Below are 15130 nucleotides of genomic sequence, written 5' to 3'. Positions count from 1 at the left end.
TGATGCGCCGCTGTCAGAAATGAGAGAAGGAGCCCTGCGCGAAGCCGCGCGCCTCACCCTTCTCGCGATACGTCACCGCGCCGGCCTCATCCGATATCCGCCCGATCGGCGTCAGCAGAAGCATCTTTCCTTCTGCCGCAGCGATCAGAGCAGGACATTCTATTTCCGAGGCCGTGCAGAGAATTTCGTAGTCGTCTCCGCCGGTCCAGGCCAGTTCCGCCAATGCGGGAACAGCCATGAGCGCCGCGCGGGCCGCGCCGGAGAGCGGGATCGCATCGAGATCGATTTCGGCCCCCACGCCGGAGGCTTTCAGGAGTTTTGCGAGATCGCCGACAAGCCCGTCGGATATGTCCATCGCCGCCGAGGCATGGCGCTGCAAGGCGTCCGCCAGCGCATGGCGCGGCTGCGGATGGAGGTAGCGGTCGGCCAGGAAGGCGCGATCCTCCGTGCCGAGCGCAGCGACCCAGTCCGGCTTGTCGGGGCCATGGGCCTTGAGGCCGAGCGCGCCGTCGCCGATGCTGCCGGAGACGAGCACGACATCGCCGGGCTTCGCGCCGGAGCGCTTGACCATCCGCCCGGCCGGAACCGTGCCGAAGGCGGTGATCGAGAGCGTGAGCGGCCCCGCGGTCGAGACGGTGTCGCCGCCGATCAGCGGGCAACCGGCGGCTTCGGCCATGCGGGCGAGACCGGCAGCGAAACCGGCGAGCCAGCCCTCGGTCCAGCCGCGCGGCAGGGCGAGCGTCAGAACGAAGCCTTCGGGCTTGGCGCCCTTGGCGGCAAGATCGGAGATGTTGACGGCCAGCGCCTTCCAGCCGATCGCGTCGGGCGGATCGTCGGGGAAGAAATGGACGCCGGCGACGAGCGCGTCAGCCGTGACCACGACCTCGTATCCGCGGCCGGGCCGCAGCAGGCCGGCATCGTCGAGGAGGCCAAGCCCGCCCGGCCCGGCGATCGGCGCGAAATAGCGGGCGATCAGCTCGAATTCGCCGGGGCGCTGGTTATCGGCCATGGGGCAGCGAAGCTCCGCAACTATTCCAAGGTCATCCCGGACAAGCCGCGTCAGCGGCGCCGATCCGGGCTCCATGCCTGAACCTCTATCGGATATGCTCCGGCATGGATCCCGGGTCTCCCTTCGGTCGCCCGGGATGGCGGCTGAGGAAAACCTAAGCCGCCGGGTCGAATTCGTCGGCGCGGAAATCGCGGGCCATGCGGTCGAGCACGGCGTTGATCATGCCGATCTCGTCGCCCTCGTAGAAGGCGCGGGCGACCGCGACATATTCGGAGATCACGGCGCGGGCCGGCACGTCCTTGCGGAAGGCGAGCTCATAGGCGCCAGCGCGCAGGATCGCGCGGACCACGGCCTCGACCCGCTTCAGCGGCCAGTCCTTGGCCAGAAGCTCGTCGACCGTGCGGTCGACCAGGCGCTGCTCGCGGACGACGCCGCCGAGGATGTCGCGGAAGAAGGCGATCTCGGCCTCCGGCAGTTCGATCTCCTCGACCTCCTTGCCGATCCAGAAGGTCTCGAACTCGGCCATCGCCTCGACGACGCCACGGCCGCCGATTTCCATCTCGTAGAGCGCCTGCACGACCGAGAGCCGCGCCCCGCGCCGCTTCTCGGCGCGGCTCACTTGGATTGCTCCGCCAGGGAGCGCTTGTAGCGCAGCACGGCGAGCGCGGCTTCAGCGGCGCCGCCGCCCTTGTTCATGTCCGCGCGGTTGGCGCGGGCCCAGGCCTGCGCCTCGTTCTCGACGGTCAGGATGCCGTTGCCGAGCGGCAGGGCGAAAGCGACCGAAAGGTCCATCAGCGCGCGCGAGCTTTCGCCGGCGACGATGTCGTAATGGCCGGTCTCGCCGCGGATGACGGTGCCGAGCGCGACGACCGCCTCATAGGGGTCGACGGCCTCGTCGGCGGCGCGCAGGCCGATGACGATCGCCGAGGGGATTTCGAGCGCACCGGGAACGGTGACGACATCGACGCGGCAGCCGGCGTCTTCCAGCACCGCGGTTGCGCCCGCCAGCAATTCGTCGGCGTAGTTGTCATAGAAGCGGGCCTCGACCACGAGGACGCGCGCGCCGTCGATCTCGACGGCAGGAGTTGCGGCCTTGTCGGCCGAGGTCTGCCGGGGTCCGGCCATTTCTTCTGTCCTTCTTGGAATGTGATCGGGCTGGTTACCCTTGCGGGCGCGCCTCCGCAAGCCGCGCGGCATACCGTGCCATCAGATCGACCTCGACATGAACGGGGTCGCCCTCCTTGCGCTGCCCCCACGTGGTGACAGCGAAGGAGTGCGGAATCAGCAGCACGGTGAAGACATCGTCCTCCACCGAGTTGATGGTGAGCGAGGTGCCGTCGAGGCAGATCGAGCCCTTGGTGGCGATGAAACGCTCCAGGCCTTGCGGGGCGCGGATATGGAAGCGCGCGGTCGCGCCCCAGGGCTCGTCGGGATCGGGCTCGATCGCATCGATCTTCAGGATGCGGCCGGGGCCGTCGACATGGCCGACGACGAGATGGCCGCCGAGTTCATCGCCGACCTTGAGCGAGCGCTCGAGATTGATCCGCGTGCCCGGCTCCCACGTACCGACGATCGTCTTCGCCAGCGTCTCGGCCGCGGCTTCGACCTGGAAGATGCAGCCGGGCTCGCCATCCGTGCGCGGACGCAGGGCGGTGACGGTCAGGCAGACGCCGGCACAGGCGATCGAGGCGCCGATGGCGATGCCCTCCGCCTCATAGGGGCAGGCGATGGCGAGACGCTTGAGGCTCGGCCCCTTGCGCTCGGCCTCCACGACCTCGCCGATGGCGGTGACGATGCCGGTGAACATCAGCCTCTCCTCGTGAAATGCTCGAAACGGTCCTGACCGATCAGGCCGGTCTCGACAAGGGCGTATAGATCGGGGTCGGCGAGCAAGCCGGCAAGCCCCGGACGTACGGCAACGATGCCGGGCTGCCCCAGCGTTTTCGGCGCGGTCGAGACGATGATCTCGTCGGCCAGCCCGGCAAGCGCGAGCTTCTCGCCGATGCGCGGGCCGCCTTCCGAAAAGACGCGGTTGATGCCGCGCGTGCCGAGCAGGGTGAGCGCCTCGGCAAGGTCGAGATGACCGTCATTATCCCTCGAGACCCGCATGACTTCGACGCCCGCCGCGACCAGCGCCTGCTCGGGCTCGATCGGAGCCGTCTCGGCGGCGATCACCCAGACCGGGACCTCACGGGCCGTGCGGACGAGCTTCGAGGTCAGGGGCAGGCGCAGATGCGTGTCGAGGATGACGCGGATCGGCGAGCGGTCCGCCATGCCGGGAAGGCGCACGGTGAGCTGCGGGTCGTCTGCCAGCACCGAGCCGATGCCGAGCATGATGACGTCGTGATGCGCGCGCTGGAGATGGACCCAGCCGCCCGCGACCGGGCTCGATACCGCGAGCGGCACGCCCCCTGCCCCGCCGGCATAGCCGTCGGCGGTGCGGGCGATCTTGAAGGTCACCATCGGGCGCCCCTGCGTGATGCGCGTGAGATAGCCGCGATGCGCCTGCCGCGCCTCGTCTTCCAGCACACCGACCGTAACCTCGATACCGGCTGTCCGCAGCAGCGCGTGGCCGAGACCGGCGATGAAGGGATTCGGATCCGACATCGCCGAGACCACGCGCTTCACGCCCGAGAGGATGGTGTGCTCGACGCAGGGGATACCGCCGCGCACCGAGCGATGCGAGCAGGGTTCGAGCGTGACATAGAGCGTGCCGCCCATCGAGGCCGCGCCGGCCCGCGAGAAGGCATGCGCCTCGCCATGCGGACGGCCGCCGGGCTGGGTATGGCCGCGGGCGACCACGACGGGGCCATCCGGCGTGTCGCGGGTGACGATGGCGCCGACGGAAGGGTTGGTCGCGGTCGTGCCGAGGCCGCGAGCGCCATAGGCGAGCGCCTGGCGCATGAAGATGCGATCGATCGCCTGCTGTCGGTTCGACGCATTGTCTTCGCGCGACGCGATGGCCGCTTCGCGCGAAGAAGCCCTGGGATCAGTCATCGGCGCGGCGCGGCGGGGCGGAGACGCCCTCCTCCTCGATCGTGCCGAGCTGGCCGAGCAGCTCCTCGAAATCCTTGGCCTCGCGGAAATTCTTGTAGACCGAGGCGAAGCGGACATAGGCGACGTCGTCGAGGCCTTTCAGCCCCTCCATCACCAATTCGCCGATGGCCGAACTCTGGATCTCCGCCTCGCCCGAGCTTTCGAGCTGGCGCACGATGCCGTTGACCATGCGCTCGATCCGCTCCGGCGCGACCGGGCGCTTGCGCAGGGCATGCGCGATCGAGGTTTCCAGCTTGTCGCGATCGAAGGGCGCGCGACGGCCCGAGCGCTTGACGACGGTCAGTTCACGCAACTGCACGCGCTCGAAGGTGGTGAAGCGGCCGCCGCAATCCGGGCAGACCCGCCGACGGCGGATCGAGGCGTGATCGTCGGTGGGACGGGAATCCTTCACCTGCGTGTCGAGGGAGCTGCAATAGGGGCAGCGCATGCGCTTATCCTTCGGAATGCCTGATGGGCGAAACCGCCCGACGCTTCTTTGCCCCAGCGCCGGTTGTCGCGCCAGACGTCAAGGCGCCGCTGCTGATATGCTGCGCGCGGCGATGAACCTCGAAGCGCATTACGGCGACGAACACTCGACCTTCACAGCGAGCGCGGCGGAGCTTCTATCATGGCAGAGAACGAAGACAACATGAGCGACGCGTTCGGCGGCCTGGTGGTGCTGGCTTTCGATCTGTTCGACTCCGAAGTCGCCCGAACACCCGAGCGCCTCATCCAGACCTTCAAGAACCCGGCGCTGCTCAAGGCGGCCGAGAATGCGATCCTGAACTTCGCGAAATCTCGCAGCCCGACCGCCAGTTCCCAGTTGACGCCCGAGGAGATCGGCAAGCTCCAGTCCTCCATCGTCGGTGGCGTCAAAACAGCCGCGACCGAGGCATATCTCAAGCAGATCAAGGAATCGTCGAAGTTCAAGGCGCTGGAGAAGCAGCTGAAGAATTTCGAGGACGCGGCAAAATCATCGGCGATCGGCGTCTGGGTCGATCACAACAAGGGCGTTCTCTATGTGGTCGGTGCCGTGCTCGCGGTCGGCGCCGGCGTCGCGCTCTATATCACCAAGCCCTCCGGCCCGATCTACGGCATGGGCATCCGGGAGCTGGAGAAGCTGAAATTCGAGGTGCTGAAGGTCGGCACGCTGAAATCCGGTCAGGTCACTGTTGGTCTCGGCAACATCGTCTTCGACCCGACGGCCGAGCGCTATGGCGGCAAGGTGACCGGGAAAATCGCCTGGGAGCAGCTCAAGATCGACCTGTCGCTGCAGATCGTCACCGCCAACCTGAAGGCGCCCGAAATCACCAGCGAGGTCGGGCTGAAATACGGCGTGATCAGCCTGACCGCGGCCAACAAGGTCGACCTGACGAAGCCGAAGGTCGACCTCACGCTGCGGCTCAGCGCCAACAAGGACCGTTTCGGCCTGTCGGTTGCCGCCAATATCAAGGACGACAACGTCACCGGCAGCGCTTCGGCCTCCTACAAGATCGCGGAGAGCCTGAAGCTCGGCGTCGATCTCAGCCGCAAGAACCGCCCCGATATGGGGAACCAGACCGAGAACCTGATCATGTTCGAGCTCAAGGGCACGTTCCCCTGAGCGCGAAGTACACCGGCTTCCTGCTTCCGCCTCAGTAGATCGGGAAGCGCGCCGTCAGCGCCTTGACCTTGGCGGAGACGGCCTGCTCGACGGCAGCATTGCCCTCCTCGCCATGGGCCGAGAGGCCGTCCAGCACCTCCGCGATCAGCTCGCCGACCTGCTTGAACTCGGCGATGCCGAAGCCGCGCGAGGTCGCCGCAGGGGTGCCGAGGCGGATGCCCGAGGTGGTCATCGGCTTCTCGGGGTCGAAGGGGATTCCGTTCTTGTTGCAGGTGATGTGGGCGCGGCCGAGCGCGGCTTCCGCGGCCTTGCCGGTCAGCTTCTTCGAGCGCAGGTCGACCAGCATCAGGTGGTTGTCGGTGCCGCCGGTGACGAGGTCAAAGCCCTTGGACTTCAGCGTCTCGGCCAGCGCCTTGGCGTTGGCGACGACGGCGTGGGCGTAGGTCTTGAACTCCGGCTGCAGCGCCTCGTGGAACGAGACCGCCTTGGCGGCGATGACATGCATCAGCGGGCCGCCCTGGATGCCCGGGAAGATCGCCGAATTGACCTTCTTCGCGATCGCCTCGTCATTGGTCAGGATCATGCCGCCGCGCGGGCCGCGCAGCGTCTTGTGCGTCGTGGTGGTGACGACATGGGCATGCGGGAACGGCGAAGGATGCGCGCCGCCGGCGACGAGCCCGGCGAAATGGGCGATATCGACCATGAAATAGGCGCCAACCTTGTCGGCGATCTCGCGGAAGCGGGCGAAATCCCAGTGGCGGGCATAGGCCGAGCCGCCGGCGACGATGACCTTCGGCTTGTGCTCGACGGCGAGGCGCTCCATCGCGTCGTAGTCGATCATCTGGTCGACGACGCAGACGCCGTAGGAGACGACGTTGAACCACTTGCCGGACTGGTTGACCGGCGCGCCATGGGTCAGGTGACCGCCGGCAGCGAGGTCGAGACCCATGAAGGTGTCGCCGGGCTGCATCAGCGCCATGAAGACGCCCTGGTTGGCCTGGCTGCCGGAGTTCGGCTGGACATTGGCATACGTGCAGCCGAAGAGCCGCGTGGCGCGCTCGATCGCGAGCTTCTCGGCGATGTCGACGAACTGGCAACCGCCGTAGTAGCGCCGGCCCGGATAGCCTTCGGCGTATTTATTGGTCATCACCGAGCCCTGCGCTTCGAGCACGGCGCGCGAGACGATGTTCTCGGAGGCGATCAGCTCGATCTCGTCGCGCTGGCGACCAAGCTCCAGGTCGATCGCGCGGGCGATCTCGGGATCGGCATCATGCAGCGAGGCGCCGAAGAAGGAGTTCGAGAGGTGCTTGTTCAGCGCGGCGTCGGTCATGTCCGGCTCCTGAAGTTCAACGGCCGGTGGGCGTCCGGCTTCGTCGCGGCTCCCCTATCATGGGGCGGGGGGCTGTCCAAGCGATAGATGCCGCGGCGGAACAGCTGCATCGCCGCGGCCGTCAATTGTCCGGATTTCGCCGCTTCGGCAGCAGCTTCTTCTCTTTCTTCGGATGAGACGGCGCGTAGGCGAGCGGTCGGTGTGAAGCCGTGCGCAGCAGCGCCCGGAAGGTCGGGCATTCCAGGTGAGTCGGCGCCCGGCAATCCGCGACATGGCGCAGCGCGTCGCGCAGCGTCCTGAGCCCGATCATCTGCCGCTGCAACGCGTCGGCTCGCGCCCGCAGCTGCTCGCGCGGGATGTCCGGTTGCCCGTCCGCACCGAACATCGCGGCGATCTCGTCCAGCGAGAAGCCCGCGGTCTTGCCGAGCCCGATCAGCGACAGCCTGAGCAGGACATCGGGATCGTATTGCCGGCGCAGGCCATGTCGCGCCTCCGAGCGGATGAGGCCGATCTCCTCGTAATAGCGCAGGGCCGAGGCCGGCACGCCGGAGCGTTCCGCGACCTCTCCGATATCCAGCAACAGCATACTTGACCTCAAGTCGACTTGAATTCGTAGGCTCTGCCGGACGGATGAAAACGACAAGAGGAAAAATCATGGAAAGCCTTGCTGAAGCACGAGAAAGCCCGATCTGGAGGGACCAGCGCGCGGTCGCGCTCCTGCTGGCGGCCTCACTCACCACGATGGCCAATGCGACGATCAGCCCGGCGCTGCCGGGCATCGAGCGGCTGTTCACTGATGACCCGAACGCCGCGCTGCTGACGCGGCTTCTGGTGCCGGCGCCCTCGCTCAGCGTCGCGCTGTTCGCACCGCTCGCAGGCTTTGCCGCCGACAGGATCGGCCGGCGCATGATGCTGCTGGCCGGCGTGGTGCTGTTCGTGATCGCAGGCTGCGGCGGGCTCTTCCTGCCCGATCTGCGATCGATCTTCGCCAGCCGCCTCGTGCTCGGCATCGCCGTCGCGCTGATCATGACGGCGCAGACCGCGCTGATCGGCGACTATTTCACCGGTGATGACCGCAACGCGCTCACCGGCCTACAGATCTCGGCGCGGAATTTCGGCGGGCTGGTCTTCATTTCGCTGGCCGGCTGGGCGGCAACCCTGTCGCCTCGCCTGCCCTTCGCGATCTATGGGCTGGCGGCCGTGTTCCTGCCGCTGATGTGGTTGGCCATCGTCGAGCCGCCGCGCATCGCGACCGCACCGGGCGTCCTGCCAGCGAGCGACGATAACGGGCATCCGTCCTGGCGCAGCCTGCTCGCCGCACTCGTCCTGCTTCAGGGCCTGACGAACATGATCTTCTTCCTGATGCCGACGCAGATCTCGTTCTTCCTGGAGGCCAGCGGGTATGAGAGTGCGGCGATGACCGGAACGGTGCTCGGCCTGCTGATGATCGCAGGCGGCTGTTCCGCCCTGCTCTATCGGCGCGTCCGGCGGGCGATCGGCTCCGCGGGCATCTTCGCCGCCGGCTATGCCGCGATGGCGCTGGGCTTCCTGCTCCTGTCGCGCTCGGCGTCAATGCCCTCGCTGTTCGCGGCGGCCCTCCTGATCGGCACGGGTTACGCGCTGGTCTCGCCAAGCTTCGTCGCCATGGCGCTCGATCTTGCGCCCCGGCGGTCGCGAGGCATGGCGGGAGGCATCCTGACCGCATCGATCTCCATCGGTCAGTTCTGCTCGCCACTGGCCAGCACGCCGCTGATCGCAGCCCAGGGCTATGGGGCACTGTTTGGCGGCACCGCCTGGCTGCTCGCGATCATGGCGCTGGCGGCGTTTCTGGCCTGGTCCGGGAGGTCGTTTCGCCCGAGGAGCTGGATCGCACGAAGGGCGTTGCCGGGGACATCGAGCGCCCGCCATAATGGTTAACAAATTATGGCTTGCGGCTTGCTGCGTGTGACCTAGCGCAACACTGGATGCCTCTCGATGACACAGAACGCCCCAAAACAGAACGCGAGTCCTGTTCCAGATTCGGCTTCGCCGATCTCCAAGCAGCTCAGGAACGCCTTCCTCGGCGGTGCGAGCGCTTTCGTCCTGTCGATGCCGTTGCTGAGCCAGGAAGCGGCAGCCGAGACCTGGACGGTGACCAGGCAGTACTATCCGGGCGGGTCCACGAGCGTCTATCGCTGGTCTCCGGATGGCTACAGCAATGTCTCTGGCCTCAACAATCCCGCGCCGGGAAACAACTGCCCCGTTCCGGCCTTCGAGGTCATGAATCCGGGCCCGGGCGAAGCGCGCTGCGTCGGCTATGTCGCGCCATCCTGGCTGACGCGCTGACGCCTGCCGAGCGGCTCCGTTCCATGAAAAAAGCCCGCCGGAGACCGGCGGGCTTTTCGAAACCTGCGTGAACCGCAAGCGTCAGATATCCTGTTCGCCCTGCAACGCGGCGACGGGCGCCGGTCCGAGGCCGTCCTTGTTGTAGATGTCGTCGCGGAACTGCACGCCACCATCGGGCGTGGCCCAGGCGGTGACATAGACCCAGTAACACGCCACCGGATCGGCGATGCGGGCGTTGACGCGCTGGCCGGACTGGATCGTCTCGTCGATCTTGGCGCGGTCCCAACCGGGCGTGTTCTTCAGGAGCCAGGCGACATAGTCGCGCACGTTCTGAACGCGCATGCAGCCCGAGGAGACGAAGCGGTAATCGTCGCCGAAGATGCCCTTCGACGGTGTGTCGTGCATGTAGACGCCGTGCGGGCTCGGGATATTGATGCGCACGAAGCCGAGCGAGTTGAACTCGCCGCCCGGGTCCTGCCGGAAGGTGTAGCGCGTCGCCTCGTCGGAATTCCAGTTGACGCTGGCCGGCTGAATCTCGCCGCCGCTCGGCGAGATGATGCGGATCTTGTTCTCGGTCAGATAGTTCGGCTGCTTGCGCATGGTCGGGATCAGATCCTTGCGGATGATCGAGGCCGGAACCGTCCAGGTCGGGTTGAAATTAACTTCGGGAATCTTGGTCTGGAGCAAGGGCGACTGGCGGTCGATCTTGCCGACGCCGGCAGCGTGCCGGGTCGCCACATGGCCGTTCTCGACCGTCTCGACCATCGCGGCCGGGATGTTGGCGACGACATAGCGCCCGCCGAGATTGCCTGACCAGCTGCGCAGCCGGACGACATTGGTCTCGAGCTGGCGGATCCGGCGATCGATCGGCACGTTGAGGGCGGCGACGGTGGCGCGGTTGATCGAGCCGGTCGTCGACAGGCCAACACGCGACTGGAAGCGGCGCACGCCTGCCTCGACATAGGAGTCGTATACGCTGCTCTCGCCGGCCGCGGCATCGAGATCGCCGGTGACGATCAGGCGGCGGCGCAGAGCCACCACGCCCGGCCCCTTGGCGCCGACGCTCATGCGATCAGGCAACTGAACCTGGGGCCAGCCGCCGCGCGCGGCGAGGTCGCGATAGGCCACGATCGCCTGCTCGGTCGCCTGCAGCGCCTCGGCCGACAGCATCGGCGTCGAGGAGCGCGCCACGGCATTGCGCGCGCCGGCATCGTAGCTCTGGCGCCACTCGGCCTGCTGGGCGAGCGCCGGTGCAGCTGCGGCCGTAGCGGCGCCCGACAGAAGGGCGAGCACGGTTTCGCGGCGGGTCAGGCTCAATTGCGACATCTCTTCCCTCTTCAAGACTTCACGCAAGCACGCCGGCCACAAGAAAACGCCGCCGGAACAGGCGACGCTGGCGATGCAATGGCGCGACGGACAACTGCTTGGCCGCCGACGGTGTCCTAGCACAGTTAACGAGGCGTGATGACAGAGGCGAATTTAGGGCATGGCCCGCTTTTGCTGCATGCATGGCAGCAAAACCACAGCCGCAGTCCGTCACCGACCGAAAACGCGCCGGCGCGACCGGGACATCGTCCCAGCCGCGCTCAGGCAGGCGGATATGTGCGATCGCCGGAAAACGGCGGCTTTTTCAGAGCTTGTAGCGGATCTGGTCGGTCCAGAAGCGCTCCAGGCGCAGCAGGGCGTTGTTCATCCGCTCGAAGTCGTCGGCTGCGATGCCGCCGATCTGCTCGACGGTGCGGACGTGCTTGTCGTAGACGCCCTTCACGATGTCGTGCACGGCGGCGCCCTTCTCGGTGAGGCTGATCCGCACCGAGCGACGATCGATGCGCGAACGGGCATGGTGGAGATAGCCGAGCTCGACCAGCTTCTTGACGTTGTAGGAGACGTTCGAGCCGAGATAGTAGCCGCGGGTGCGCAGCTCGCTGGCCGAGAGCTCGGCATCGCCGATATTGTAGAGCAGCAGGGCCTGCACGCTGTTGACGTCGTCCCGGCCGCGGCGCTCGAACTCATCCTTGATGACGTCGAGCAGACGGCGATGCAGACGCTCCACCAGCGTGAGGGACTCAAGATAAAGAGGCTTCACGTTGAGGTCGGCATCGCTCGTCTTGGCAACATCCGAAGTCTTGACGCTCGCTTTCATGGTATATCCCGCCTGTTGTGTGTCGGCCAGGATTTGTCTCCCGGTCCGCTTCTGAAACACACCATAAGCTGGACCGGATGAAAACGAGTTTAAATATCAGGATGAATCAGGGATTTACCCCTTTGGGTGAATCGTAGGTGAAGCCAGAAACGCTTAAGCTAAAGCGATTCTTACCATGACTCGGGGCAATCGAAGGGTCGGGTGGCTAACCCGCGCTGTCATCCCGTGCGCGGTGCAGCGCGTAAGCGGTGCGCCGCAGACACGGGACCGCGTGACGAGAAAGGCGCCTTTTCCTGAGGACGGTCCCGTGTCTGCGCAGCAGCGTTTCACGCTGCGGCGCGCACGGGATGACGCCTTCCACCGGCGCGCCGCCAGCTACTCGGCCTCGTTCTCGGCCGCCCAGGTCGCCAGGAAATAGACCGCGATCAGCCCGATATAGAGGCCGACGAGCCAGGCCGTCATCGGCACGAAGCGCGGAAAGAGGAAGCCGAGCAGCATCTGGCTGATCGCGGCCAGCAGCCAGAGCACGCCGCCCCAGGTCGAGGTCAGCCAGAGCCCGACGGCGGCCACGAGATCGATCACGGCGAAATAGACGATGATGGCCTGATAGCTCAGCAGGCGGTTCTCGAAAGGCGGCTGCGGGTTGCCGGGCAGGCCGAAGATCACCATCCAGGCGGTCAGGCCCTTGGCGAGCCAGAAGGCCGAGAGCAGGCGCAGGAACCAGACGAGCACGAGCCGCCAGCGGTTCGCCTGCTTGCCTTCGGCCTCGCCCGTGCCGCCGCCGCGCAGGGCCTCGCCGTTTCCGCCCAAACCCAAGCTCAGCCCTCCAGCTTCAGTTCGTCGGCGCCGAGCGACGCGAAATAGGCGTCGATATCGGCCTGCTCGATCTCATCGAGTGATGCAGGCCGCCAGCGCGGCGCCTGATCCTTGTCGATGACCACGGCGCGCACGCCCTCATAGAAATCATGGCCGCGGGCGATGCGCGAGACGATGCGGTATTCGGTGCGCATCGCCTCGGCGAAATCGAGCCCGCCGCCGCGCCGCATCTGCTCGAAGGCGATGGCGACGCTGGTCGGCGACTTGACTGCGATGGTCTGCAAGAGCTTGCCGGCGAAGGCGCTCCCGGCCTCGGCAGCCCGGCGCAGGCGCGCGATCACCTCCGGCAGGGTCGCGGCCGTGAAGGCATCCGCCATCACCGCCCTCTCTGCATGCAAGGGGCCGGGGCCGCGCTGGAGCGTGAAACCCGCGAGGATGTCGTCGAGCGAGCCGGGCTTCGTCAGCGCGTCTGCGAGTTCCGCCATGCGCTCGCTCGGCACGCCGTGGGTCGCCAACCCCGACGAAAGTGCATCGGCCGCGCCGACCCGCTCGCCGGTCAGGGCCAGGAAGCTGCCGAACCCACCCTCGAGGCGCGGCAGGGCATAGGTCGCGCCGACATCCGGGAAGAAGCCGATGCCCACCTCAGGCATGGCGAAGAGATAGCGGTCGCCGGCGATGCGGTGGCTGCCATGCAGGGAGATGCCGACGCCGCCGCCCATGACGATGCCGTCGATCAGCGCGACATAGGGCTTGGGATAGGTCTTGATGCGGTGATTGAGGATGTATTCCTCGCCCCAGAAGGCAAGCATCTCGTCGTGGCGGCCGGCCTTGCCGCAATCATGCAGCCAGCGGATGTCGCCGCCGGCCGAGAAGGCCTTCTCGCTCGTGCTGACGACGACGACCCGCGTGACCTGCGGGTCGTTCTCCCAGGCGTCCAGCGCACGGGCAAGCTCGCGGACCATGCCGAGGCTCAACGCGTTGAGCGCCTTCGGCCGGTTGAGCACGACGACGCCGGCAGCGCCGCGAATCTCGCAGATGATCTCGCGATCCTGGGTCATGGTCCGATCCGGCCTCCGTGGGCAGCGGTTCTGGAAGGCGAGGCATGGCTTGTCAACGCGAGGGATCGGCGGTCCGTCTGCGCATCAGCGCAGGATGACGCCGCGGCCGTAGCCGCCATGGGCGGAGGGCAGCACCATGCAGACCATCGCCCGGCCCTGCTGCTTCTCGACCGATTGCAGGGCCGCGATCTGCTCTTCGTAGCTTTCGGTGCGGCGCAGGCCCTCGATCGTCCCCTTGATCGATTTCAGGTTCTGCTCGATGCGCTGCCAGCCGATCCGCAGGGACGGACAGTGACGCTGGGCATAGTCGGCTGAGGCGAGAGCGCTCGCCGTCTGCGCCTCGATGGCGTCGCGGCGCGAGACCTCGGCAAGGGCCGAGCCGGCGGCAAGGCAGAGAATGGGGGCGATTGCCCAGATCGGTTTCGGCACGCGGGAGGTCCTTGCGGTCGGCAGGGCAGACTTCGTCGCGAAAGGCTGGGCAAGGCAAGGGCGGGATGCCCGCCATCCACGGCCGCGGTCCTGCCAGCACACTTGCGACCATGCGCCCTGTTTTGGAATCGTTCCGATGTGATAAGGAAAGCGTCGGCCGGTTTCGCCCGCATGACGACAACCGCGCCTGTGCAGTTCATCGCTTGAGGCAATCGCCATGGAATCCCCGGTCGTGCGGCCTTTTCCGACTCCGAAATCCCGCCATGACGAGACGCCGTCGCTCGGCCTGACGCGCCGCATGCGCCGCAACCGCAAGGCGGATTGGTCGCGCCGGCTGGTGCGGGAATCGGCGCTGACGACCGACGACCTGATCTGGCCGATCTTCCTGATGGATTCCAGCGAGGCCAGTTCGCCGGTCGAGTGGATGCCCGGCGTCGACCGGCTCAATATCGACGAGGCCGTGCGCCGGGCGGCCGAAGCGGCCGCCCTCGGCATCCCCGCGATCGCGCCCTTCCCCTATGTCGACAAGGCCCTGCGCGACCCGACCGGGTCCGAGGCGCTCAATACCGGCAACCTGATGTGCCGCGCCGTGCGCGCGATCAAGCGCGAGGTGCCGGAAATCGGCATCATCTGCGATGCCGCGCTCGACCCCTATACCTCGCATGGCCATGATGGCGTGATGGAGGGCGAGCGCGTCCTCAACGACGCCAGCGTCCAGATCCTCGTCGGGCAGGCGCTGGCGCTCGCCGATGCCGGCGCCGATGTCATCGCCCCCTCCGACATGATGGACGGGCGCGTCGGTGCGATCCGAGCGGCGCTCGACGGCGATGGCCATGAGGACGTGCAGATCATGGCCTATGCGGCGAAATACGCCTCGGCCTTCTACGGCCCGTTCCGCGACGCGATCGGCACCAATGCCACGCTCGTCGGCGACAAGCGCACCTACCAGATGGATCCGGCCAATTCGGACGAGGCGATCGCGGAAGTGATGCTCGATCTCGAAGAGGGCGCCGACATGGTGATGATCAAGCCCGGCCTGCCCTATCTCGACGTAGTGGCGCGGGTGAAGGACCATTTCCGCGTGCCGACCTTCGCCTACCAGGTCTCCGGCGAGTACGCGATGATCATGGCCGCCGCCAACAATGGCTGGCTCGACGGCGACAAGGCGATGCTGGAGAGCCTGCTGGCGTTCAAGCGCGCCGGCGCCGATGGCGTGCTCACCTATTTCGCGCCCCGCGTGGCGAAGAAGCTGAAGGCCGGCGCGTAAGCAAACCAAGGGTTTCACCCCGCACGCGCCGCGGCACGATAGTGCTGCTGCGCAGAAGCGGGATCGTCCCCCGGAAAAGGCGCCTTCTCGTCATGCGGTCCCGTGTCTGCGGCG

General features: G+C 66.8%; 17 protein-coding genes. 4 read left to right on the top strand and 13 right to left on the bottom strand.

The window, feature by feature from the left end; all coding sequences use genetic code 11:
• Positions 1 to 13: 13 nt before the first annotated feature.
• The 6 genes from thiL to nrdR form a co-directional block, all read right to left on the bottom strand.
• A complete protein-coding gene (gene thiL, locus ACFJGT_RS07450; protein WP_377847427.1) occupies positions 14 to 1009 on the bottom strand; it encodes a thiamine-phosphate kinase in 996 nt (331 codons plus the stop codon).
• A gap of 154 nt (positions 1010 to 1163) precedes the next feature.
• A complete protein-coding gene (gene nusB, locus ACFJGT_RS07445) occupies positions 1164 to 1628 on the bottom strand; it encodes a transcription antitermination factor NusB (protein ID WP_377847425.1) in 465 nt (154 codons plus the stop codon).
• A complete protein-coding gene (ribH, locus tag ACFJGT_RS07440; RefSeq protein WP_377847423.1) occupies positions 1625 to 2134 on the bottom strand; it encodes a 6,7-dimethyl-8-ribityllumazine synthase in 510 nt (169 codons plus the stop codon). Before ribH ends, nusB begins: the two co-directional genes overlap by 4 nt.
• A gap of 34 nt (positions 2135 to 2168) precedes the next feature.
• Positions 2169 to 2816: a riboflavin synthase gene (locus ACFJGT_RS07435; RefSeq protein WP_377847421.1), complete on the bottom strand. Its 648-nt coding sequence runs from the start codon at positions 2814 to 2816 to the stop codon at positions 2169 to 2171.
• On the bottom strand, positions 2816 to 4006 hold the full coding sequence (gene ribD, locus ACFJGT_RS07430) for a bifunctional diaminohydroxyphosphoribosylaminopyrimidine deaminase/5-amino-6-(5-phosphoribosylamino)uracil reductase RibD (RefSeq protein ID WP_377847419.1): 1191 nt from the start codon (positions 4004 to 4006) through the stop codon (positions 2816 to 2818). Before ribD ends, ACFJGT_RS07435 begins: the two co-directional genes overlap by 1 nt.
• A complete protein-coding gene (nrdR, locus tag ACFJGT_RS07425) occupies positions 3999 to 4493 on the bottom strand; it encodes a transcriptional regulator NrdR (RefSeq protein ID WP_199091679.1) in 495 nt (164 codons plus the stop codon). Before nrdR ends, ribD begins: the two co-directional genes overlap by 8 nt.
• 180 nt (positions 4494 to 4673) lie before the next feature.
• Here nrdR and ACFJGT_RS07420 point away from each other — a divergent pair, with 180 nt between their 5' ends.
• The gene (locus ACFJGT_RS07420; RefSeq protein WP_377847415.1) at positions 4674 to 5648 is read left to right on the top strand and encodes a hypothetical protein; all 975 of its coding nucleotides are present in this window, start codon (positions 4674 to 4676) and stop codon (positions 5646 to 5648) included.
• Between the two features lie 31 nt (positions 5649 to 5679).
• On the opposite strand, the gene glyA is transcribed toward ACFJGT_RS07420, so the two are convergent.
• Both glyA and ACFJGT_RS07410 read right to left on the bottom strand, forming a co-directional pair.
• Entirely contained in the window at positions 5680 to 6978 is a 1299-nt protein-coding gene (glyA, locus tag ACFJGT_RS07415; RefSeq protein WP_377847413.1) for a serine hydroxymethyltransferase, read from the bottom strand.
• Between the two features lie 121 nt (positions 6979 to 7099).
• The gene (locus tag ACFJGT_RS07410; RefSeq protein ID WP_377847411.1) at positions 7100 to 7564 is read right to left on the bottom strand and encodes a helix-turn-helix domain-containing protein; all 465 of its coding nucleotides are present in this window, start codon (positions 7562 to 7564) and stop codon (positions 7100 to 7102) included.
• 68 nt (positions 7565 to 7632) lie between these two features.
• Here ACFJGT_RS07410 and ACFJGT_RS07405 point away from each other — a divergent pair, with 68 nt between their 5' ends.
• Positions 7633 to 8895: an MFS transporter gene (locus tag ACFJGT_RS07405; protein ID WP_377847409.1), complete on the top strand. Its 1263-nt coding sequence runs from the start codon at positions 7633 to 7635 to the stop codon at positions 8893 to 8895.
• A 57-nt stretch (positions 8896 to 8952) separates the two neighbouring features.
• Entirely contained in the window at positions 8953 to 9303 is a 351-nt protein-coding gene (locus ACFJGT_RS07400; protein WP_377847407.1) for a hypothetical protein, read from the top strand.
• Between the two features lie 81 nt (positions 9304 to 9384).
• Here ACFJGT_RS07400 and ACFJGT_RS07395 read toward each other — a convergent pair whose 3' ends face one another.
• The 5 genes from ACFJGT_RS07395 to ACFJGT_RS07375 all read right to left on the bottom strand — a co-directional run bounded on the left by ACFJGT_RS07395 (position 9385) and on the right by ACFJGT_RS07375 (position 13749).
• On the bottom strand, positions 9385 to 10629 hold the full coding sequence (locus ACFJGT_RS07395; RefSeq protein ID WP_377847405.1) for a murein L,D-transpeptidase: 1245 nt from the start codon (positions 10627 to 10629) through the stop codon (positions 9385 to 9387).
• A 304-nt stretch (positions 10630 to 10933) separates the two neighbouring features.
• Positions 10934 to 11446, bottom strand: a complete 513-nt coding sequence (ldtR, locus tag ACFJGT_RS07390) for a transcriptional regulator LdtR (protein ID WP_377847403.1) — start codon at positions 11444 to 11446, stop codon at positions 10934 to 10936.
• A gap of 375 nt (positions 11447 to 11821) precedes the next feature.
• Positions 11822 to 12262, bottom strand: coding sequence for a DUF6163 family protein (locus ACFJGT_RS07385; RefSeq protein WP_377847400.1), 441 nt, complete (start codon positions 12260 to 12262; stop codon positions 11822 to 11824).
• A 2-nt stretch (positions 12263 to 12264) separates the two neighbouring features.
• Positions 12265 to 13320, bottom strand: a complete 1056-nt coding sequence (locus ACFJGT_RS07380) for an enoyl-CoA hydratase/isomerase family protein (RefSeq protein WP_377847398.1) — start codon at positions 13318 to 13320, stop codon at positions 12265 to 12267.
• An 84-nt stretch (positions 13321 to 13404) separates the two neighbouring features.
• Entirely contained in the window at positions 13405 to 13749 is a 345-nt protein-coding gene (locus ACFJGT_RS07375) for a hypothetical protein (RefSeq protein WP_377847396.1), read from the bottom strand.
• 217 nt (positions 13750 to 13966) lie between these two features.
• Here ACFJGT_RS07375 and hemB point away from each other — a divergent pair, with 217 nt between their 5' ends.
• On the top strand, positions 13967 to 15016 hold the full coding sequence (gene hemB, locus ACFJGT_RS07370) for a porphobilinogen synthase (protein ID WP_377847394.1): 1050 nt from the start codon (positions 13967 to 13969) through the stop codon (positions 15014 to 15016).
• Positions 15017 to 15130 lie beyond the last annotated feature (114 nt).

It is taken from the genome of Allobosea sp. UC22_33 (assembly GCF_042700715.1).
Lineage (GTDB): Bacteria > Pseudomonadota > Alphaproteobacteria > Rhizobiales > Beijerinckiaceae > Allobosea.
This window is presented reverse-complemented; position numbering and strand designations above follow the sequence as displayed.